Annotated in this window: 20 protein-coding genes and 1 tRNA gene; 12 read left to right on the plus strand and 9 right to left on the minus strand. The window is 39.2% G+C overall.

Annotated features, from left to right (window positions below):
- Positions 1 to 49 precede the first annotated feature (49 nt).
- From QE382_RS09490 to QE382_RS09500, 3 genes are all read right to left on the minus strand, one after another.
- Positions 50 to 1,117 carry an NADH:flavin oxidoreductase/NADH oxidase gene (locus tag QE382_RS09490; RefSeq protein ID WP_307185682.1) on the minus strand — a complete coding sequence of 356 codons (1,068 nt, stop codon included), beginning with the start codon at positions 1,115 to 1,117 and terminating at the stop codon, positions 50 to 52.
- 119 nt (positions 1,118 to 1,236) lie between these two features.
- On the minus strand, positions 1,237 to 1,953 hold the full coding sequence (locus QE382_RS09495) for a 3-ketoacyl-ACP reductase (protein ID WP_307185683.1): 717 nt from the start codon (positions 1,951 to 1,953) through the stop codon (positions 1,237 to 1,239).
- A gap of 58 nt (positions 1,954 to 2,011) precedes the next feature.
- Entirely contained in the window at positions 2,012 to 2,599 is a 588-nt protein-coding gene (locus tag QE382_RS09500; protein WP_307185684.1) for an NUDIX domain-containing protein, read from the minus strand.
- A 22-nt stretch (positions 2,600 to 2,621) separates the two neighbouring features.
- Between QE382_RS09500 and pyrE the strand changes: the two genes are divergently transcribed.
- Positions 2,622 to 3,272 carry an orotate phosphoribosyltransferase gene (gene pyrE, locus QE382_RS09505; RefSeq protein WP_307185685.1) on the plus strand — a complete coding sequence of 217 codons (651 nt, stop codon included), beginning with the start codon at positions 2,622 to 2,624 and terminating at the stop codon, positions 3,270 to 3,272.
- Positions 3,273 to 3,291: 19 nt separating this feature from the next.
- The gene (locus QE382_RS09510) at positions 3,292 to 3,690 is read left to right on the plus strand and encodes an SRPBCC family protein (RefSeq protein WP_070567739.1); all 399 of its coding nucleotides are present in this window, start codon (positions 3,292 to 3,294) and stop codon (positions 3,688 to 3,690) included.
- A gap of 53 nt (positions 3,691 to 3,743) precedes the next feature.
- Here the strand turns inward: QE382_RS09510 and QE382_RS09515 are convergent, their stop codons facing one another.
- The gene (locus QE382_RS09515; protein WP_115050679.1) at positions 3,744 to 4,460 is read right to left on the minus strand and encodes a superoxide dismutase; all 717 of its coding nucleotides are present in this window, start codon (positions 4,458 to 4,460) and stop codon (positions 3,744 to 3,746) included.
- Positions 4,461 to 4,721: 261 nt separating this feature from the next.
- Here QE382_RS09515 and QE382_RS09520 point away from each other — a divergent pair, with 261 nt between their 5' ends.
- Complete coding sequence (locus tag QE382_RS09520; RefSeq protein ID WP_307185686.1) at positions 4,722 to 5,768, plus strand: ferredoxin--NADP reductase; 1,047 nt, start codon at positions 4,722 to 4,724, stop codon at positions 5,766 to 5,768.
- 122 nt (positions 5,769 to 5,890) lie between these two features.
- Positions 5,891 to 7,819 carry an acetoacetate--CoA ligase gene (locus QE382_RS09525; RefSeq protein WP_307185687.1) on the plus strand — a complete coding sequence of 643 codons (1,929 nt, stop codon included), beginning with the start codon at positions 5,891 to 5,893 and terminating at the stop codon, positions 7,817 to 7,819.
- Between the two features lie 86 nt (positions 7,820 to 7,905).
- Here the strand turns inward: QE382_RS09525 and QE382_RS09530 are convergent, their stop codons facing one another.
- Entirely contained in the window at positions 7,906 to 9,513 is a 1,608-nt protein-coding gene (locus QE382_RS09530; RefSeq protein ID WP_307185688.1) for an acyl-CoA carboxylase subunit beta, read from the minus strand.
- Between the two features lie 153 nt (positions 9,514 to 9,666).
- On the opposite strand from QE382_RS09530, the gene QE382_RS09535 reads away from it, so the two are divergent.
- From QE382_RS09535 to QE382_RS09545, 3 genes are read left to right on the plus strand one after another with little or no spacing between them, the layout of a single operon-like run.
- Complete coding sequence (locus QE382_RS09535; protein ID WP_307185689.1) at positions 9,667 to 10,815, plus strand: acyl-CoA dehydrogenase family protein; 1,149 nt, start codon at positions 9,667 to 9,669, stop codon at positions 10,813 to 10,815.
- A gap of 4 nt (positions 10,816 to 10,819) precedes the next feature.
- The gene (locus QE382_RS09540) at positions 10,820 to 11,662 is read left to right on the plus strand and encodes a hydroxymethylglutaryl-CoA lyase (protein ID WP_307185690.1); all 843 of its coding nucleotides are present in this window, start codon (positions 10,820 to 10,822) and stop codon (positions 11,660 to 11,662) included.
- Complete coding sequence (locus QE382_RS09545; protein ID WP_307185691.1) at positions 11,663 to 12,439, plus strand: enoyl-CoA hydratase/isomerase family protein; 777 nt, start codon at positions 11,663 to 11,665, stop codon at positions 12,437 to 12,439.
- Here the strand turns inward: QE382_RS09545 and QE382_RS09550 are convergent, their stop codons facing one another.
- Positions 12,440 to 12,916, minus strand: a complete 477-nt coding sequence (locus tag QE382_RS09550) for a glycosyltransferase family protein (protein WP_307185692.1) — start codon at positions 12,914 to 12,916, stop codon at positions 12,440 to 12,442.
- A gap of 719 nt (positions 12,917 to 13,635) precedes the next feature.
- Between QE382_RS09550 and QE382_RS09555 the strand changes: the two genes are divergently transcribed.
- The 4 genes from QE382_RS09555 to QE382_RS09570 are packed head-to-tail and all read left to right on the plus strand — an operon-like array spanning position 13,636 to position 16,507.
- Positions 13,636 to 14,487 (plus strand): ABC transporter ATP-binding protein, encoded by an 852-nt coding sequence (locus QE382_RS09555; RefSeq protein ID WP_307185693.1) that lies wholly within the window; start codon positions 13,636 to 13,638, stop codon positions 14,485 to 14,487.
- Positions 14,471 to 15,280 carry a hypothetical protein gene (locus QE382_RS09560; RefSeq protein ID WP_307185694.1) on the plus strand — a complete coding sequence of 270 codons (810 nt, stop codon included), beginning with the start codon at positions 14,471 to 14,473 and terminating at the stop codon, positions 15,278 to 15,280. Before QE382_RS09555 ends, QE382_RS09560 begins: the two co-directional genes overlap by 17 nt.
- Before the next feature lies 1 nt (position 15,281).
- Complete coding sequence (locus QE382_RS09565) at positions 15,282 to 15,665, plus strand: GntR family transcriptional regulator (protein WP_070567719.1); 384 nt, start codon at positions 15,282 to 15,284, stop codon at positions 15,663 to 15,665.
- Positions 15,662 to 16,507 carry a hypothetical protein gene (locus QE382_RS09570; RefSeq protein ID WP_307185695.1) on the plus strand — a complete coding sequence of 282 codons (846 nt, stop codon included), beginning with the start codon at positions 15,662 to 15,664 and terminating at the stop codon, positions 16,505 to 16,507. Before QE382_RS09565 ends, QE382_RS09570 begins: the two co-directional genes overlap by 4 nt.
- Before the next feature lie 95 nt (positions 16,508 to 16,602).
- Here QE382_RS09570 and QE382_RS09575 read toward each other — a convergent pair whose 3' ends face one another.
- The 3 genes from QE382_RS09575 to prmC all read right to left on the minus strand — a co-directional run bounded on the left by QE382_RS09575 (position 16,603) and on the right by prmC (position 19,078).
- On the minus strand, positions 16,603 to 17,640 hold the full coding sequence (locus QE382_RS09575) for a LacI family DNA-binding transcriptional regulator (RefSeq protein ID WP_307185696.1): 1,038 nt from the start codon (positions 17,638 to 17,640) through the stop codon (positions 16,603 to 16,605).
- 388 nt (positions 17,641 to 18,028) lie between these two features.
- Positions 18,029 to 18,101, minus strand: a tRNA-Lys gene (locus QE382_RS09580).
- 116 nt (positions 18,102 to 18,217) lie between these two features.
- The gene (gene prmC, locus QE382_RS09585; protein WP_307185697.1) at positions 18,218 to 19,078 is read right to left on the minus strand and encodes a peptide chain release factor N(5)-glutamine methyltransferase; all 861 of its coding nucleotides are present in this window, start codon (positions 19,076 to 19,078) and stop codon (positions 18,218 to 18,220) included.
- A 34-nt stretch (positions 19,079 to 19,112) separates the two neighbouring features.
- Here prmC and ribD point away from each other — a divergent pair, with 34 nt between their 5' ends.
- A complete protein-coding gene (gene ribD, locus QE382_RS09590) occupies positions 19,113 to 20,159 on the plus strand; it encodes a bifunctional diaminohydroxyphosphoribosylaminopyrimidine deaminase/5-amino-6-(5-phosphoribosylamino)uracil reductase RibD (RefSeq protein ID WP_307185698.1) in 1,047 nt (348 codons plus the stop codon).
- The last annotated feature ends 52 nt before the right edge of the window (positions 20,160 to 20,211 follow it).

Raw genomic sequence — 20,211 nt, forward strand, 5'->3', positions numbered from 1 at the left:
CTATTGTGCATTTGTCCCTTTGTATGGTAAAAAACATATGGTATTATCTTTAAAGTTGTTTTGCTCTTTCATATTGTTTAGGCCATGGAATGTCAGCAGCTAATTCTTTCGCAAAATGTAAAGGAAGGTGAGGGTCGTCGAGAAATCCCCTGCCGATTAAAATTAAATCAGCTTGTTTTTTTGCAATGATCTCGGCGGCCTCAACAGCTGTTTTGATCAAGCCTACAGTGCCCACCTTATTCTCCGTATTTTCTTTAATTGCTGTGGCAAAAGGGAGCTGATATGCAGGTTTGATATCTATTTTTTGATGCGAGACTAAACCTCCACTTGACACATCAATGAGATCTACGCCCAATGTATACAATAGTTTTGATAAAGAGATAGACTGTTGTAAATCCCACCCATTCACAGCCCAATCTGTCGCAGAAATACGGATCCATAAATTTTGAGTTGTTATTTCCTGTTTTACTTTTTTAACGATTTCAACAAGAAAACGGATTCTATTTTCGAATGTACCGCCATAAATATCCCTACGTGAGTTGCTCAATGGGGAGAGAAATTGATGGATCAGGTATCCATGTGCAGCATGGAGTTCAATAATTTCATAACCGGCTTGTATAGCTCTTCTCGTTGCGGCTCCGAATTGTTCAATCAATATTTCAATAGCAGCAATACTGAGCTTTTGTGGTTCGTGGTCTCCCGCATGGAATGCGATGGGCGATGGAGCCACCGTTTGCCAGCCCTGAGGGTCCGTTGGTGAAAATTGATTCCTGCCAAGCCAAGGTTTATTGCTGCTTGCTTTGCGGCCAGCGTGCGCTAGTTGTATCCCCGGGACAGAGCCATTTTCTTTGATGAACGCGGTTATTTCTTTTAATTTGTTGATGTGGCAATCGTCCCATATTCCAAGGTCTCCATCACTGATTCGGCCTTCAGCAGTAATAGCGGTTGCTTCTTGTATTATTGCGGCAGCACCGCCGACTGCAAACTGGCCCAAGTGTACCAAGTGCCAATTATTCGCCAACCCATCTGTTGCCGAATACTGACACATCGGAGAAACGACTAAGCGATTCTTTAATAGTATACTTCCGATATTTATTGTTGAAAATAATTGACTCATAATTCCTTGTTTAAACGAGACAGGAATAAAGAACACACCTGCCTTAATACCATTAATATATAATTATATGAAGCCTTTAAAAGGCTTCTATTTAGGTCGTCCTACCTTCTTTTCGATCATTACGGATTTGTAGACCATAAAGAAGCCGATTTAAGCATAGCTCGTCTAGGTAGCTTTAAGTTGGCTACGATCAACGCTGCAAAATCTTCAGGCTGTAAAACTTTTTCTGGATCACCATCGGTAAGTCCAAGATCTTTGGACATATCCGACGCAATCGTACTTGGCATTAGCGTACATACCCGAATATTGTGTTTTCGTACTTCCCGCATTAAAGAATCGGCGAAGCCGATGACGCCAAACTTTGATGCACTATAAGCGGAAGTGGTGGCTGCGCCATTTAATCCTGCTGTCGAAGATACCATAATGATATCGCCCTGATTTTTTTCAATCAGTTGCGGAAGAATAGTTTTTGTAACAAAATACGTACCCACGAGATTCGTTTGAATGATCGATGTCCAATCGGCAGCATCCATGTCGAGCACACTGGAAAACGATGCTACTCCCGCATTGTTAACTAATATGTCAAAGCTACCGAAGGTATTTTTCAATCGCTCGATCTCCTCCTGTACTGCACTATAATTTGATACGTCAAAGACGGCATAAGTGACCTCAGTGCCCAGCTCGGCAAGTTCCGTGGCCGTATCCTTTAAAGCAGCTTCATTTCTACCGGTAATCGCGATATGAACACCTTCTTTCGCTAATGCATAGGCAATAGCTTTCCCCAATCCTCGCGCACCACCCGTAATTAAGGCTCTTTTTCCTGTTATATTTTCCATAACATAAAAATAGGCATGATCTTTTTTATTCCTGTCAGATGAACCTAAAAAAGGCAAATTATTTTGCCTTTTTTAGGATATTTTCGATAATAGGGTAAGTGTTGTTGCGTATGTCTTCAAATTGGTCCACATGACGCCATTCTGCTTTTGTGATATCTTCTGCAGTTTGCGGAATCAATTTAGGTACTTTGTTAACACCCATTTCATACCAATTTGTTGTTTTTAGAACAAATTCACCGTTACGCAAAAAATAAGTATGATAGGAGGTCGTAATTTTCTTCCCTAAATAGTCAATTTTTATACCACATTCTTCTTCGACTTCACGTACTGCGGCTTCTCGCATTTTCTCATTATCTTCCACTTTACCTTTAGGAAGGTCCCATTTCCCTAGGCGATAGATGAATAAATAATCTCCATCACCGTTTTTAACAAGCCCCCCGGCTGCCTTAATAATCTTCATTTTGTTTTTTAAGTTTTGAAACACGGTTTCAAAGTCTTTGTTGATGTAGAGATATGTTTTTGGAACCTTATCAATTTCAGATTGTTTGAAAAGTTTTTGAAGGTCAATCTCTTGAAAACTAACCGTTTGTGGGTTTTTAGTTTTTGAAGGGACGAAATCTGCCAAAATTAGCAGGGTTTCGTTCATATAAATTTTATAAATTTGCGCCATGAATAATTTAAATGAGGTTGAACAAAAAGTTGCTGAATCCTTATTGCAAATTAAAGCAATAAAATTGCAACCTAAAAGTCCTTTTACATGGGCGTCGGGTTGGAAGTCTCCAATTTACTGTGATAACCGTATCACTTTATCTCATCCTGCGATTCGTACATACATTCGTCAAAAGCTTTCTAAGCTTATTCAAGAAGAGTTTGGATCAGTGGATATGATTTCTGGAGTTGCTACGGCAGGTATTCCACAAGGCGTTTTGGTAGCACAGGATTTGGGACTGCCATTTTCTTATGTCAGAAGCTCAGCTAAGGATCATGGTCGTCAGAATTTAATTGAAGGTGAAGTAGTTAGCGGTCAACGCGTAGTTGTAATTGAAGATCTAATTTCGACAGGTAAGAGTAGTTTAGTGGCTGTAAAGGCGTTACGTGAGGCTGGCTGCAATGTTGTTGGCTTGGTGTCTATTTTTACTTATGGATTGCAACAAGCTACTGATAATTTTGCTGATGCAAAATGTCCTTATTTCAGTCTATGTAATTATGATGCTTTGATTCAGGTCGCTGCTGAAAATAGTTATGTATTGGAAGAGGATATTGAGATCTTGAAAATGTGGCGATTGAACCCGGCTACTTGGGGCGACAATTTTCAATAAAGAGGATTAATTTATCGTTATGACTACTATTCAGAATACAACAGAAATCAACAAAAATGTCGGCGAGGTGTATGCGTTTTTGGCGGATCTCAACAATCATGAGCAGTTGATGCCTGAAAATATCTACAATTGGTCTTCGACTACGGACGAGGCGCGATTTACAATACAGAATATGGCAAAATTGGCTCTTCGCGTAGAAGAGCGTGTTGAGAATCATCTTATTAAGTTGACTCCTTTAGAGAAGGCACCTTTTGACGTAACTCTTCGTTGGGAATTGCAAGTTATTGCTGATACAGTGACAAAGGCAACCTTTATCATAGATGCTGATCTCAACATGATGATGAAAATGATCGCTTCTGGGCCGCTTCAAAAATTGGTTGACTTTCAGGTCAACAAATTAAAAGAAAAGCTAGGGTAGGTTGGTTCATAGCGAATATAAAAAAAGCTCGATTAGTAATAATCGAGCTTTTTTTATGCTAGTCTTTCATTGACTTTTTTCCAATTCACAATATTCCACCAATTTTTAATATAATCAGCTCTTTTGTTTTGATAGTGCAGGTAATAAGCATGCTCCCATACATCAAGACCTAAAATGGGAATACCTTTTACCTCTGCAACATCCATTAAAGGATTGTCTTGGTTTGGAGTAGAGCTAATTTTTAAGTTACCTGAGTCATCCAAAAGCAACCAGGCCCATCCCGAACCGAATCGTGAGGTTGCTGCAGCGGCAAACTGTTCTTTGAATTTGTCTAGAGAACCAAATGTCTTATTGATCATAGTCAATAATTTTTCGGATGGCTGGCTCGGCTTATCGGACAGACTTTCCCAAAAAAAGTTATGGTTCCAGGCTCCTCCAGCATTATTCCTTGCTTTTGGAGAGTACTTAGATATGTTTGCTAGAAGTTGCTCCTCTGAGGCTTCCTTGATGTTTTCAGCAAGAATGGCTTCGTTAACGGCATTAATATAGGCCATATGGTGCTTTGTATAATGGATTTCCATCGTCAACGCATCAATATTAGGCTCCAAAGCGGCATAACTGAATGGTAATTTTACTTGGGAAAACTTTAAGGTAGCGGCATGTAATTCAGTAGCTTTCGCGGAAGCAATATCTTGTAATATTGATCCAGATACAGCGATGCCTAGCGTAGCTTTTGCTGCATTTTGAAGGAAGTTTCTGCGTGTTTGCATATAATCTTATTGTGATTAGTTTTGATATAAATATAACGTGAAATTTTGCAAATATTGTCCAAGAATTGTCTGTTAATTGTAATACAACAAAATTGTTATAAATTCATCTGTAGAGCAGCATGCTTTGTTTCGAATTTTGATGTACGGTAATTTTGCTACCCCTAATTTCTATTGTTTTAAAGGCATTTCATGGCAGTTATAGGACAGGTTGGCTAAAGAATTATAATTGTTTATAAAATCAAATTTAGCTAAGTTTGATCTATGTATACATTAAGGATTTCAAAAATCATCCCCCAACCTAATAATAACCTTACTTTTCAGCTTGAGTCTATAGCAGGAGACTATCCTTACTATAAAGCTGGGCAGTTTATTACACTTTCTTTTGTGTTTGGTGATCATGAGGTACGTCGTTCTTATTCTTTTAATAGTTCGCCGGATAATAATGAGCCCTTAAGTATCACAGTTAAGCGTGTCGAAAATGGGGAAATATCCCGACTGCTCCACCATACTATTGTGGAGGGGGATATCGTCAATGCAATGGAACCTCAGGGTTTATTTGTATATGAACCCAAACCGGAAAAGGTTCGGACCTTATTTTTGTTTGCTGCAGGAATTGGCATTACACCCTTGTATGCTATTCTGAAAACAGCGCTTCTTGCTGAAAGTAAGTCCAAAATAGTTTTAATTTACAGTAATAGTACGCTGGAGTTAACACCGTTCCGATCGGAATTGGAGCACTGGGCAGATCGATTTCCTGATCGCTTAACTATTGTGTGGATTTACTCCAATAGTAAATACTTGATGAAAGCCAGGTTAAATAGAGACTATATACATGCTATTGTTAACGATCATTTGTTTGGAAATAAGGAAGATGCTTTGTTTTATACCTGTGGTCCTGTGATTTATATGGACTTATGTCGTTTTACCCTTTTGGGGATGGGGTTTGATTCCAATCAGATAAAACGAGAGACATTTCTATTGCCCGAAAATGAAGAGGATGATGATGACGAGACCGAAAAGGAAGTCGATAGAACAACCTATGCCATCGAACTATCTTTTCAAGGTAAAACTTATCATCTAGAGGTTCCCTACAATAAATCTATTTTAGATATAGGGCTGGAGCATAAAATTAAATTGCCTTATTCTTGTAAATCCGGTATGTGTAGTACGTGTATTTCGCAGTGTACAAGGGGGAAAGTAAGAATGGACTATAATGAGGTGTTAACAGACCGTGAAGTTGAACAAGGAAGAATACTGTTGTGCACAGGGCATCCGATAGAAATGAATACAGCTATTGAAGTGCTATAATTGAGCATTGGTATTTAATCCAAAAATATGCTGTGCAATCATGGGGTGCCAGAAATATTTAAAATTGCATATACACGTAAATTTACCTAAGTTTGGATATAACCGTTTTATAGCTAACTATTATGGGAAAATTACTCTGGAGCCCAACAGAAGAGCAAAAATCTCTAGCTGAGATCAATAAGTTTAAACAATATGTGGAGAATGAGCATGGCTTATTCTTTCCATCCTATCAGGACCTTTGGGCATGGTCAACCACGGAACTGGCTAATTTTTGGAAGAGTATAGCCGCCTATTTTAATTTAAAATTTCATTCAGCCCCTACAAATATTGTCGAGTTACCGGCAGATTACAAAAGCTTTATTGGGACAAAGTGGTTTAGTGGGGCTACCTTGAATTATGCTGAACACGTATTTCGGAACACAACGGAAAAGCGTCCTGCATTAATTTTTCAATCTGAACAGCACGCTAAAAGAGAGGTGTCATGGACTGAGTTGGAATCCATGGTTCTCAAACTCCAAGTCTATTTGAAAGAATTAGGTGTACAAAGTGGAGATCGTGTCGCTGGTGTATTGATTAATGGCATCGAAGCCGTTGCGTTATTTTTGGCTGCTAATTCCATCGGTGCGGTTTGGTCCTGTTGTTCGCCCGACTTTGGGCAGGCAAGTATTCAGGAACGTTTTGAGCAGATTGAACCCAAAGTACTCTTCGCAAATTCCAGTTATTACTATAATGGCCGTCTTTTTGAAAAGGCGGAAAGTATTCAGCAACTTTCGCAGCGGCTACCATCCTTAGTGGCTTGTGTTTTGATTGATGATCCTATTTGGGAAGAGATTATGAAAAAGGATCTTACACAAGTTAAGCTCCAATTTACGGCAATGCCTTTTGATGCGCCAATATGGATTTTGTATTCTTCGGGAACTACCGGGAAGCCTAAAGCCATTACACATGGAGTTGGTGGTATGCTGCTGGAACATATGAAAGCACTTGGACTGCATCAAAATGTGCAACACGGCGATCGATTTATGTGGTATTCTACTACAGGATGGATGATGTGGAATTATGCGCTTTCGGCCCTTTTAATGGGAAATACATTGTGTATATATGATGGAGCTACGAATTATCCCGACAAATTGAGTTTATGGAGGTTTGCACAAGAAAGTAAAGTGGATCATTTTGGCGTTGGTGCTGCTTATCTCATCTCCTGTCAAGATCAAGATTTAAAATCCATGACTTATCAGCCGAAAACAATAGGGTCGACAGGCTCACCACTACCACCAGATGTGTTTGAATGGTTAAATGTACAGTTTCCAGAGAGTCAAATTGTCTCATTAAGTGGTGGTACAGATGTTTGCAGCGCCTTTCTTTCGGGGTGCACGTTGCGTGATGTTTATGCCGGGGAGATTCAATGCCGCACCTTAGGAGCTAAGATAGAAGCGTTTGATGAAAATGGTCATCCACTTTATGGGGAGGTTGGAGAACTCGTTATTTTAGCTCCCATGCCCTGCATGCCCATCTATTTTTGGAACGATGGGGCGAATAAAAAATACTTCGATAGTTATTTTGATAAATATAGCGGTGTTTGGAGCCATGGTGATTGGATTAAGATTACTGACCATGATGGAGTAATTATGTACGGGCGTTCAGATGCAACGCTGAACCGTGGCGGCATACGTATTGGTACTGCGGAGATCTATAATGTTTTAAATAGAACCGAGGGGGTCTTGGATAGTTTGGTTATTTGCGTAGATCATGAAAATGGATCATCTGATATGTTGCTTTTTGTTCAATTGGACACTGGCTTATTGAATGACATGTTAAAAGGTGAGATTAAACGGGTGCTTCGGCAGCAATATAGTCCGCGACATGTGCCTGACGATATTTTTCAAGTAGCGGCTATTCCTTATACGTTAAGCGGCAAAAAACTGGAGCTGCCTATTAAAAAAATCTTTTCGGGGATACCCGTAGAAAAAGCGGTGTCAGTAGACATTATGCGGAATCGAGAATCTTTGTTGGATTTTGAAGCGATTAGCAAAATCTGGAGAAGATCCTAAATATAGCTATAAAATAGCTAATTTAAAAACCCCTCAGATGACGAAGTTTGCCGTTTGAGGGGTTTTCGAATTTAACTTTACTCCACTCAGACCTGTATAACACCTACATTATACCGGTCTAAGATAGGTTTTTCGTTGGCAGCTTCAATTCCCATGCTGATAACTTTTCGTGTTTCTTCAGGTGCTATAATTCCATCAACCCATAGTCTTGCAGCAGCGTAATATGGACTCAATTGCTCGTTGTACCGGTCTTCGATGGATTTAAGGAGGTCGTTTTTCTCTTCTTCATTAATTTCTTGACCTTTGGCCTTTAAAGCTGATTCTTGGATTTGAAACAGTGTTTTGCCTGCTGCGGCACCGCTCATGACTGCCATTTGGGCGGTAGGCCAGGCGTAGATTAGTCGTGGGTCATACGCTTTTCCACACATTGCATAATTTCCTGCGCCATAACTGTTTCCGACAATAAATGTAAATTTTGGGACTACGGAGTTGGCCATTGCATTGACCATTTTTGCGCCATCTTTGATAATCCCCCCTTGTTCAGATCGGCTCCCTACCATAAAACCAGTGACGTCCTGAAAAAAAACAAGTGGAATGCGCTGCTGGTTGCAATTCATGATGAAGCGCGCCGCCTTATCTGCTGAATCACTATAGATAACTCCGCCCATCTGCATTTCCATGGTTTTGCCAGGTTTTTTGGCTTTAATGATCTCGCGTTGATTAGCAACGATCCCGACAGCCCAGCCATCTATGCGGGCAAGGCCGCATACAATGGTTTTCCCATAATCGGGTTTGTATTCTTCGAAAGTCTCTGCGTCTACAATTGCATTCAGGATATCCTGCATGCGATAAGGTTTTGTCCTGTCTTCGGGAAGAATCTCTACTATTTTACTCGGATCAGTTTTTGGGGGTAGGCTTATCTTTCTATCGAAATTAGCTTTTGGATTTCCACCGATTTTATCGATAACATTTTTTATAGCCTCTAAACAACTTTGGTCGTCGGGAAATTTATTGTCTGTCACGCCGGATATCTCCGAATGTGTAGAAGCTCCGCCGAGTGTTTCAGCGTCTACGGTTTCACCTATCGCAGATTTGACCAGGTATGGGCCTGCTAAAAATACAGAGCCTGTTCCTTCGACGATAAAGGCGTAGTCGGACATAATAGGGAGATAAGCGCCTCCTGCCACGCAACTTCCCATGATTGCTGCAATTTGAGGTATTCCCATGGATGACATTCGGGCATTGTTACGGAATATGCGGCCAAAGTGTTCTTTATCGGGAAATATTTCATCCTGCATCGGTAAAAACACGCCTGCAGAATCTACCAAATAAATAATTGGAAGATTGTTTTCCATGGCAATCTCTTGTGCGCGTAGATTTTTCTTGGCAGAAATAGGGAACCAGGCTCCTGCTTTTACGGTTGCATCGTTGGAGACGATGACACATAGTTTGGATTTTACATAGCCCAGTACCGCTGCACAGCCTGCATTAATGCATCCACCATGTTCTTTATACATTCCTTCGCCGGCAAACATGCCTATTTCCAAATATTCTCGGTCTGGGTCCAGTAGATATTCTATTCGTTCCCAGGCTGTCATTTTGCCCTTTTCTTTCAGTTTTTTTATTTTATCGATGCCACCACCTAGTTTTAAATTTTCTCTTTTTTGGCGAAGTAATGCGAGTAGCTCCTTCATAATTTATAATCTTGGTTTTAAAAACTGTTAAATTAAGAATTTCTTATTTTTAGATAAATTTAAAATAAAATTTTAAAATATTTGCAATTTTATTCCTAATTATTTTGATATATTTGAATTGAATTACCGATTGTAAATTTAATATTCATGCTTATGTTTATTGAAAATAAACAACAAATGGATATGATCAGACAAAGTGCACGAGATTTTGCACAGTATCATATCAAACCTTATGTGATGGAATGGGACGAAGCCCAAATATTTCCAATAGAAGTTTTTAAAAAGTTAGGCGAACACGGTTTCATGGGAGTAATCGTTCCTGAAGAATATGGCGGGTCAGGGCTCGGGTATCAGGAATACATTACCGTTTTGGATGAAATCTCCAAGGTATGTGGTTCAATCGGGCTTTCTGTGGCGGCGCATAATTCCTTGTGCACAAATCATATATTGAGCTTTGCCAGTGAAGAACAGAAGAAACATTATCTTCCAAAGTTGGCGACAGCTGAATGGATCGGTGCCTGGGGGCTTACAGAAACCGGTTCCGGTTCTGACGCCGGTGGAATGACGACATTTGCGGAGAGAGATGGTGATCATTACGTGTTAAATGGTTCTAAAAATTTTATCACGCATGCCATCAGTTCAAGTGTTGCTGTCGTTATTGCACGAACTGGGGCTAAGGGGGATAAAAAAGGGATGTCGGCTTTCATTGTTGAGAAAGGTACACCTGGATTTACTGCGGGAAAGAAAGAAAATAAATTGGGGATGCGTGCCTCAGAAACTGCCTGTCTTTTTTTTGATAATTGTCGGATTCATCGGGATCAACTCATCGGTGAGGAAGGGCAGGGCTTTGTGCAGGCTTTAAAATTATTGGATGGCGGACGTATTTCGATTGCGGCACTTTCTTTGGGTATTGCCCGCGGAGCTTACGAGTGTGCGCTGAAATATGCACACGAGCGTGAGCAATTTGGGAAAAAGATTTACGAATTTCAGGCAGTTTCTTTTGCACTTGCAGATATGGCTACACAAGTAGAGGCAAGCGAATTGTTAACGAGGCAGGCGGGCTATTTAAAGGATCATGGGGACCGTGTTTCTAAAATTGGAGCGATGGCTAAACTTTATGCGTCGGAGGCTGCTGTTAGTGTCTCGAATGAATCTGTGCAGATCTTTGGTGGTTATGGATTTACAAAGGACTATCCTGCCGAGAAGTTTTTTAGAGATGCTAAACTATGTACCATAGGTGAAGGGACTTCAAGTATTCAGAAAATGGTGATCGCCAGAGAGATTGAGAAAGATATTTTATAGCATAATGATGAGGGATCAAGTTGTATTGGTTGATTGCCCAAGAGACGCTGTTCAAGGGCTTCATAACTTTATTGAGACAGATAAGAAAATTAAACATATCAATACGTTAATCGAAAGTGAGCTGTTTGATGTTATTGATTTTGGATCTTTCGTTTCGCCGAAAGCAGTTCCGCAGTTGGCGGATACAAAAGCAGTCCTAGAAGGAATCAGAAAGAATGAAAAAGTGAAGTTATTGGCCATTGTCGCCAATCTTCGGGGCGCGCAGGAGGCAGCTCTAGAGGAGAAAATCGACTTTTTAGGGTATCCATTTTCAATATCGGAAACATTTCAACTTCGAAATACCAATATGGGCTTGGCGGCTTCTTATCAGCAGGTGAAAGAAATGAAAGCTTTGGCCGACTCGCAGGATAAATCTCTAGTCGTCTATATTAGCATGGCTTTTGGAAACCCATATAGTGACCCTTGGTCCCCACTTTTTGTAGAAGAGTGGATTGGAAAATTATGCGATCTGGGTATCCGGGAATTTTCTTTGGCAGACACAACTTCAGAAGCCGATGCAAATCAGATTTCGGAATTATTTAGTTTTGTTAAATCTCGTTTTCCAACTCTGGAAGTAGGTGCACATTTTCATGCAAGGCGAGAGGAAAGTCTTGCAAAGATTGAAGCAGCTTACCTCGCAGGTTGCCGTAAATTTGAAGGCGCATTGCTTGGTTATGGCGGCTGTCCATTTGCAAAAGATGATTTGGTTGGTAATATACCTTCAGAACTCTTGTTGCATTATTTTGGACGAGGAACTGATGCTGAAATAATCGGATTGGAGCATAGCTTCAGACAAATGATTTTGTAGATGGAAAAACTGAATTTTATTAAAGTGCACGTTGAGGGGCATGTGTTCAACTTGACCTTAGCCCGTTCGGATAAAAGAAATGCTTTTAGTCCGACAATGGTGAGCGAGATAGCCTATGCATTGAATCTGGCGAATAGCAATCCTGATGTTCGTTTAGTACAAATAGAGGCTGAAGGTCCGGTGTTCTGTGCTGGTATGGATCTTAAAGCTTTTGAGGACCCTACGGTAGATATTGGAAATTCGACAATTCCCAAGGTTGAAAAGTCACTGGCAGAAATATTTGCCTGTTTAGATAAGCCTTCAATCTGTGTTGTTAGGGGCGATGTTATTGCAGGTGGTTTTTTGATAGCATTATCCTGTACGTATCTGTTTGCTCTCCCTCAGGTACGTTTTTCTTTGCCTGAAGTGAAAATTGGGCTCTTTCCATTTCAGGTGTTAGCGTTGCTTACAGAATACATGCCTGAAAGAAAAGCGATGGATCTCTGTATCAGCGGTCGGTCTTTTTCTGCTGAGGAGGCTTTGGAAAAGGAAATCTTGTATGGCATGCTGGATCCCGAAGAAACAGTATTGACAGAATTGAAAAGGACGATTTTGGAAAATGCTCCCTTGGCTATATCACGGGGATTTGTAACACTGCGAAAATTAAAAGAGCAAGATTATGATGATAAGTATAACTTTCTCTTAGAGAGCTTGGCAGATTTGCGTAAAACCAATGATTTCAAAGAGGGGATGGATGCAATGCGAAATAAAAGAAAAGCCAACTGGCAAAATAGCTAATTAAAATGATCGAAAACTAGGTCTGCTTGTCAGCGGTGAGAATTCCCAGGGAATGGAGCTAAGAACGATCAGGAGAGCTAGTCCAAACCAGATTAATAATATTTTAAAACGTCGATCGTTTGTATCGGCGTTTTTGCTTTTAAGGGCACCTAATGTTAAGCAGATTGCGGCAATAATCATCATGCTACTGTGTTCCATGCCAAAGAAGCGAATTTGCCTGAGGTGAACAGCCTCGTCGAAATGTTGCAGGAAGTACTGTGTGATGGGGCTCAGTACATAGAGGCTAAAACCTAAAACTAGCTGAATATAAAAAGAAATAACCGTAGTTTTTACAAGAAATTGATCGGTAGGGGAGAATGGAAGTTCCTTTTTTCTTTTGTAAAAAAAGTTCACGAGACTAATCGTTAGTACAATCAGTACCTCCCATCTCCAAAAAGAATGCATCGCTAGAATGAAAGGATAAATGTAATTCATCATGCAGACAAAGATGGTAATAAAATAGATTTAAAGCTATTTTAAGCAATAGCATCGCATAAAATAAACGGCTGTTTGTCATCAGTTGACTAATCTGTTGTTCAAGGGGTGTCATATTTATATGTATTTATTGTTTATATAAGTACTTTATTGTTTTGGTTATTAGATTGTTTTGCGTTTTTTTTAACTCTTGGTTAATGCTGTTGTTATGTTTAATTCGACGTTTATCTATTAGGCGGAGAATAACGATTAGCTGGACCAAATAGGCCGTCTAAGTGATCGAGAACGAAGGCATTTGCTCGTTAATAACTAATAATGGGGCTGTGCGTCCTATTTTTAGTTGTTTTGAGCCTCTTTGAGGTGATGTTTGTCATTCCCGAAAGGTTTGGTGTGATTTTGATTTGTTTTAGCTTAGAATGCGGTTATTTTGGGTTTTTGAAGGTACTTGCGATTTGCGTTTTTTTTGAGGATGATGCGCATCGAGCGAAATGACGATTTATTTGATTACGAATTTCATAATTTTTTTTAATAAATATCTGTTTGTCATTATATTAAGTTTATTACATAAACTGAGTGTTTATGTTTTCATATGTCCGATCTGCGCTATTAAATTAAAATAATGCCTGAGCGTAAGCAAAGCTCTGCCTGTGTTTTTTAAAATATTTTTGGAATTATACAAAATACGTTTCTATATTAGTGTATTAATTAAATAATACAGTAGTATGGTTACTATCCAAAATCTAAATTTCAGCTATAGTAAATCAAGGCTCCTTTTTCTTCATATGGATCTTGAATTGAAGCAGGGGCATATCTATGGGCTATTGGGAAAGAATGGTGCTGGCAAATCAACTTTGCTCAAGAATATTGCCGGTTTGGTATATCCAGTTTCGGGACGGGTTGATGTGCTGGGGCATAACCCTAATCGAAGGGAACCTTCCTTGTTAAGGGAGATTAGTTTTATTCCGGAAGAGTTTTATCTCCCTGCCGTAAAATCAGAACAGTTTCTGAAGGCTAATGCAGGGTTTTACTCCAACTTCGATCAGGTATATTTTGATCAGCTTATTCGTGAGTTCGATATTCCCATTGAGCAAAAATTAGCAAACATGAGTTATGGACAGAAAAAGAAATATATTATTTCTTTCGGTTTAGCGTCTAACACAAAATTGATCATCATGGATGAGCCAACGAATGGTTTGGATATTCCTTCTAAGGTTCAGTTTCAAAAGATCATGGCTTCTGCCATTACTGACGATCGATGTGTAATTATCTCCACACATCAGGTGCGTGATCTGGATAATCTTATTGATGCTGTTATTTTACTTGATGATCATAAGGTTGCACTAAACGCTCCGATGCATGTGATTACTGATCGCTTATGCTTTAAAAAAGTAAGAGAGTTGCCTTTGGATACACTCTATTCCGAAGAAGGAGTAGGCGGTTTTAATGTTATTCTCCCAAACTCGGCGGCAGAAGATTCGAAACTGGATTTGGAGTTGCTATTTAATGCAGTGTTACAGTGCAAGGAAAAAATTACGGACCTTATTAAACATCATGAATATGTCAAATCTATTTAATTCTACACGTTTTTTTGGACTGATTCGAAGACAATGGATTGGTTTTGGGCGAATTTATCTGATGTCAATAGGGATTATTGCCGGGATAATTTTTGGTTTTTATGCAGTTAATTTGGGATCAAATTATGATGGGATCAAAAATCAGACTGCTTACTCGTTGCTAAATTTCAGAGCACCGTTGTTTTGTATCTTGGGACTCATTTTTGTAACGGTTATCTCGAGCAGTTATTTTGCTGATTTAGGGAAGAAGACCCGGGCGATTTTTGAGCTGATGATTCCAGCGTCACAATTGGAAAAGTTTCTGGTCAGCTTATTCTATACGGTTGTCGTGAGTATTGGTTCATACTTATTGGTCTTTTATTTGATTGATTTGGCATTTGTTTCTTATTTGAGGAGCGTTGGTTCTGTGGTTGTAAATGAAGTACAGCCATCAGGAGAAACGATCAGAGTGGATCTATGGCAATACTTTTTCAAGGTCCAATACCCTGAACCGGCTTATTATTTTTGTTTTGTACCAATTCTTCTGAATGCAATTTTCTTACTTGGTGGGATCGTCTACCAAAACTATCAATATGTAAAGACGGCTATTTTTCTTGTGCTTTACTGTGTAGTTTGGATGTGTCTTTTTGTTTACTTAATGAAGACTCAGACCCAGGATACCGTAGGTACAATGGATAATAACTATTGGTCTGATTCAAATCATATTTTTGCATTGATCGGCGCTGTAGGAGTGTTGCTTGCCATAATGATTTGGGCGGTTGCTTTTTTAAGGTTGAAAGAAAAGGAGATTTAATATGGAGTTCAATGCAAATAAAGCCATTTACCTTCAGATTGCTGAGTACGTATGTGATCATATTCTACTGGCAACCTGGAAAGTGGATGAAAAACTCCCCTCAGTAAGGGAATTGGCAGTTCAGATGGAGGTTAACCCCAATACTGTTATGCGGACCTATGATATGTTGCAGCAGAAAGAAATTATAGCTAATAAGCGCGGGATCGGTTTTTTTCTGACACAAGAATCGGTGAAGAATGTGAAGTTATATAGAAAGGCAATTTTTCTAGAAGAAGATCTTCCCTTGTTTTTTCGTAATATTTATTTATTGGAAATCGGTCTGGATGAGTTAGAGCAACGTTATAGACGGTTTGTAAGTCAGAATTTTAATCAAAATGAGTCATGAAATTAAGTACAAAAATAATAATGGGATTAGCAATAGGCTTATTCGCGGTTCCGATGCTTGTCGCGTCCTACCTTGTTCGTATAAATCGAGTGGATGCGAAAAAATATAATGCTGATGTTGAGCAGGAGGTATCCAAGCCAGGTGCAAAGGATGTTTATTACCGGTCGTTCCCCTTGGCAGCTTTCGATAAGCTTTATATTGTAGGTACCAATGCAAGCGGTGTAGGGTTGTATTGGGTGAAAAGCGATAAGTTTATGGTTAAAGTTAATAAAAGTCAAGCCGACTTTGTGAAAGCGAATGTCGATCAATCTGGCAATCTTACCTTGGATCTTTTATCAGGAGGAGAGGGGGGGTATAAGTCGATCTATATTTTTTCACCTGATCTTAAGGTTTTAAAATTAAAAAATGCGGATATTAACGAGTTGTCCGCCAGGTTGAACGAGTTGACTGTCGTAGGTGATAGCGTTGAGGTATTTTCCCTTGCGGAGAAATCCGTTATAAATACATTGAATCTGAACCTGACAAATTCCACTATTGATGATCTTGGCGGGACGGACAGTAAGGGGAATTCTCTTGTCGGTCGTTTATTTGTTAACACAACGAATAGTGTTTTGGGACTTCCGCGTACGAATTATCAAAGTGCAGATATTGTGGCAAACAATTCAGAAGTTTATTTCAATAGGAAGGGACCTGAAGCCAAAGTTGGTCTTCTGAATATCAAAACTGAAGGAAAATCATCTGTCCGTTTAGATAGTATGCAATGGGGAACATTGAACGGGAATCTATCCAATGATACTAAAATAGATTTGCCTGTCCATGCATTGCGATCATTGATTAAGTAAGGTTTAATTGGTGGATGTTGCGGTCGATCGTTAATAGTAGAGATCGGTATTTTCTGAAAAGGTCAAAATTCCATAGTGGGGTTTTGACCTTTTCTTTAAAGGGATGATGTAGATTTTCGGTGTTCGATACTGCAGTCCAAAAAATACGTCTCGAATTCGAAATAATTCTTTTTGTTTTTTTTCTTTAACATCTGCAAGAGAAGCTCTACTGATTTTTCTGCCATAAGCTGTGTTGGCTGGGTGATTGTTGTTAAAGATGGGTTGAGGCTGTTGGCAAAAGGGGTGTTGCTAAAGCCAATTAAGTTCATGTCATCAGGAATTTTCACCTCTAATTTATTTAATATGTGCAAAACTTTTAGCGACAAGGTGTCTGTCGTTGAGAGGAGTGCATTTGGAGCGGAGGGCTTATTTAATAACGTGTTTATTTTGCTTTCCAGTTCGTCATCGATATTATCTTTTGGGCTTGAGTAGGATATTTCAACAATATTTTCTTCTTTAAAAGGAATAGAGGCATTAAAGAGGGCATCTTTATATCCTTTTATTCTGCTTACATTTCCACCGATATCTTTGCATAATAAAAGAATGATATTTTCGCGTTTGTTTTTGATCATTTCTTCTGTTGCTTGATAGATGACTTTGTTGTTTTGGATTCCGATTTTAAAGGTGTCAAGTTGATGGTTTATCCGGTCAAAAATAATCACAGGGCAGATCTGTTCCATGATATAAAACAAGAGTGATAAACTTGAATCATTTTTTACAGGAGAAATGATTATTCCTTCGATATTGCTTTGTATGCAAAGTTCCAGTGCTTCCTTTTCTTTTTTCTCATCGTTAAATGTCTGCAAGAGGATGAGTTTATAATTCGTCTGTGATAAAATGAGGGAGATGTCTTCATAAAAATCAAAGAAAAAAGAGCTTGAGATAAATGGAACAATGATCGCTAGGGTGTTTGATCGCCCCGTTTTTAAGCTTTTTGCGGAGAAATTTGGTATATAATTAATTTTCTGCGTGAAATCTAAAATTAACTTTTTTGTTTCTGCGCTAATTTCATGGCTATCGTTTAGTGCTTTGGAAATGGTTCCTGGAGATAGGTTTAACTGTCGGCCAATCTCTTTTAACGTAAATCTCTTCATGTGCTCGATCCTCTTTCATTGATTGTAATTGTTCTAGCGTCAATAGATGGTAAGATAGCGCTAGAATTATTATTGAATTATCGGTTAGTGTTTTTAATGTATTAAGCCCGAAAATTCTTGAAATTATAAAGATAAGATAAAAAACATGTTTTCAAATGGAGATCAAGAAAAGCGTTGTTGATGAAAAAGAAGTTTTCCGCAAGTGTTAAACAAAAAAAGCTAATCCTGCGATTAGCTCTTCTTTAGTGATCCCGCTGGGATTGGCTCAGCCCCTCATTTCCCAAGCACGCCCCTGAGCCTCCATTGGATCGAACCCGGCCGACCCTTCTTTCGAATCCTAATATCTTTAAAACAAGAAGAGCTAATCCTGCGATTAGCTCTTCTTTAGTGATCCCGCTGGGATTCGAACCCAGGACCCATACATTAAAAGTGTATTGCTCTACCAGCTGAGCTACGGAATCCTTTCTGTTTTTGAAAGTGATGCAAAGGTAGAATTTCTTTTGATATATGCCAAATTATAGCGTGCAAATTTCGACGAAAAGGCCTTAACTGCTTAATAAATAAACGGATTATTTTTTTATCGCGCTTTTTTTGCATGGATTATTCGGTCTGCTCCATTGATATCTTTTATGAGTTTGACCTGTTCAAATCCTTTTTTGACCATAAGTTCCTTCATTTCTGGACCGAGATATTGATTGATTTCAAAATATAGATCTCCATCTGGGGTTAAATGTTTCAAAGCAAAGGATGAAATAACATCATAAAAAATCAATGGAGCGCTTTCTTCAATGAATAATGCGAGCTCAGGTTCATGAGCCAATACGTTTTGATTCATATGCTGCTTTTCTCCCGGGGTTATATAGGGCGGATTGGATACAATGATATTATAATGTTGGTCGGAGAAAATGTATTCCCATTCAAATATATCCGCATTGATAAATTGAACCTGAGTTTTTAAATTCTTAGCATTTTCTTGTGCTGTTTTTATCGCCTCTTTTGAGATGTCTATCGTTGTTACTAGGGCATTATTGAGATGCTTTGATAAGGTGATCGGGATGCAGCCAGAGCCAGTTCCGATATCTATAATTTTTAGGTTTTGAGAAGATTTGTGGTTTTTGATGATCAGATCGACAAGTTCTTCAGTTTCCTGGCGTGGAATGAGGACCGATTCATTGACCTGGAAAACTTCACCATAAAAATCTGCTTTATTGAGTATGTACTGTATAGGTCTGTGCTTTTTTAGATTCTGAAGGATGCTAAGTACTTCAGCCTTATCCGCCTCCTTGACGATATCTGTTTTTCTCAATTGATAATTGGTTCTATTTAACCCAAACTTTTCGGCAACAACCACTAAGAATATTGCTTTTATTTCATCCTCATCATATAACCCCTGAAGCTCATGTTGAAATAATAATTCGAAATCTTGAAGTATTTTCATGTGTCAAAGGTACGATTTTCATAGCTTTGTATCTATGGATATGCACAAGCAATATATGCATCGTTGTTTGGAACTCGCCCAAATGGGGGCGGGTTCAGTAAGTCCCAATCCAATGGTTGGGGCAGTCATTGTTTTGGACGGTAAAATTATCGGTGAAGGGTATACTTCTCCTTACGGTGGACCGCACGCTGAAGTCAATGCTGTACAACAGGTTATGCAAAGGTATGGTGAAAAAGCAAAGGAGCTTATCGAAGGAAGTAATTTTTATGTCAGCCTCGAGCCTTGTGCGCATTATGGGAAGACACCCCCCTGTGCCAATATGATTGCTGAGCTAAAACCTTTGAAAGTTTTTATAGCATGTTTGGATCCCTTCGGCAAAGTCAATGGTAGAGGAGTGCAGATACTGCGCGAAGCAGGTATTGAAGTTGAAATCGGTCTGCTCGAAAAAGAAGCCGTTTGGCTCAACCGTCGTTTTTTTACCCGTATTGGTCAATACCGCCCATATGTTATTTTAAAATGGGCGCAAACCAGGGATGGTTTTATAGGGAAAAAAAATAAGCAGGTTTGGATCAGTAATGCCGCAAGCCAACAGCTCGTTCATCGTTGGAGAGCAGAAGAGGATGCTATCTTAGTTGGTACAAATACCGCAGTTGTAGATGATCCCAGTCTGAGCGTGAGAAAGTGGAAGGGTAAAAATCCATTGCGTATTCTTTTAGACAGGGATCTTGCCATTCCGCTGGATGCACATATTCTCGATAGTCAGGCCGATACTATTGTGTTTAATGCTAAAAAGACAGATTGGATAGCAAATGTTAAGTATATTGAGCTTGAAAATTATGGTCTGTATCTACCGCAAAATATCCTTTATCAACTTTATTTAATGGATATTCAATCTATAATCATAGAAGGCGGGCGAGCAACCCTGCAAATGTTTATAGATGCGGGGCTGTGGGATGAGGCCAGGGTCTTCGAGTCTGAAACGAATTTATCGAGCGGGATTAAGGCTCCTCTATTCAAGGGGCAAATACTAGAAAGTAAATTAGTTTCCAATGATATTTTAAAGATCTATAAGAAACAGTAATTTTTGTATATTTAGGGAATTATAAGCCATAGCCGGTTAGTTGAATTCTTAA

This window comes from Sphingobacterium zeae (assembly GCF_030818895.1).
Lineage (GTDB): Bacteria > Bacteroidota > Bacteroidia > Sphingobacteriales > Sphingobacteriaceae > Sphingobacterium > Sphingobacterium zeae.

What these genes read in the sequence shown, in the direction of transcription:
- QE382_RS09490 (WP_307185682.1), bottom strand. Translation starts at nt 1,117, where the DNA reads ATGAGTCAATTATTTTCAACAATAAATATCGGAAGTATACTATTAAAG.
- QE382_RS09495 (WP_307185683.1), bottom strand. Translation starts at nt 1,953, where the DNA reads ATGGAAAATATAACAGGAAAAAGAGCCTTAATTACGGGTGGTGCGCGA.
- QE382_RS09500 (WP_307185684.1), bottom strand. Translation starts at nt 2,599, where the DNA reads ATGAACGAAACCCTGCTAATTTTGGCAGATTTCGTCCCTTCAAAAACT.
- pyrE (WP_307185685.1), top strand. Translation starts at nt 2,622, where the DNA reads ATGAATAATTTAAATGAGGTTGAACAAAAAGTTGCTGAATCCTTATTG.
- QE382_RS09510 (WP_070567739.1), top strand. Translation starts at nt 3,292, where the DNA reads ATGACTACTATTCAGAATACAACAGAAATCAACAAAAATGTCGGCGAG.
- QE382_RS09515 (WP_115050679.1), bottom strand. Translation starts at nt 4,460, where the DNA reads ATGCAAACACGCAGAAACTTCCTTCAAAATGCAGCAAAAGCTACGCTA.
- QE382_RS09520 (WP_307185686.1), top strand. Translation starts at nt 4,722, where the DNA reads ATGTATACATTAAGGATTTCAAAAATCATCCCCCAACCTAATAATAAC.
- QE382_RS09525 (WP_307185687.1), top strand. Translation starts at nt 5,891, where the DNA reads ATGGGAAAATTACTCTGGAGCCCAACAGAAGAGCAAAAATCTCTAGCT.
- QE382_RS09530 (WP_307185688.1), bottom strand. Translation starts at nt 9,513, where the DNA reads ATGAAGGAGCTACTCGCATTACTTCGCCAAAAAAGAGAAAATTTAAAA.
- QE382_RS09535 (WP_307185689.1), top strand. Translation starts at nt 9,667, where the DNA reads ATGTTTATTGAAAATAAACAACAAATGGATATGATCAGACAAAGTGCA.
- QE382_RS09540 (WP_307185690.1), top strand. Translation starts at nt 10,820, where the DNA reads ATGATGAGGGATCAAGTTGTATTGGTTGATTGCCCAAGAGACGCTGTT.
- QE382_RS09545 (WP_307185691.1), top strand. Translation starts at nt 11,663, where the DNA reads ATGGAAAAACTGAATTTTATTAAAGTGCACGTTGAGGGGCATGTGTTC.
- QE382_RS09550 (WP_307185692.1), bottom strand. Translation starts at nt 12,916, where the DNA reads ATGATGAATTACATTTATCCTTTCATTCTAGCGATGCATTCTTTTTGG.
- QE382_RS09555 (WP_307185693.1), top strand. Translation starts at nt 13,636, where the DNA reads ATGGTTACTATCCAAAATCTAAATTTCAGCTATAGTAAATCAAGGCTC.
- QE382_RS09560 (WP_307185694.1), top strand. Translation starts at nt 14,471, where the DNA reads ATGTCAAATCTATTTAATTCTACACGTTTTTTTGGACTGATTCGAAGA.
- QE382_RS09565 (WP_070567719.1), top strand. Translation starts at nt 15,282, where the DNA reads ATGGAGTTCAATGCAAATAAAGCCATTTACCTTCAGATTGCTGAGTAC.
- QE382_RS09570 (WP_307185695.1), top strand. Translation starts at nt 15,662, where the DNA reads ATGAAATTAAGTACAAAAATAATAATGGGATTAGCAATAGGCTTATTC.
- QE382_RS09575 (WP_307185696.1), bottom strand. Translation starts at nt 17,640, where the DNA reads ATGAAGAGATTTACGTTAAAAGAGATTGGCCGACAGTTAAACCTATCT.
- prmC (WP_307185697.1), bottom strand. Translation starts at nt 19,078, where the DNA reads ATGAAAATACTTCAAGATTTCGAATTATTATTTCAACATGAGCTTCAG.
- ribD (WP_307185698.1), top strand. Translation starts at nt 19,113, where the DNA reads ATGGATATGCACAAGCAATATATGCATCGTTGTTTGGAACTCGCCCAA.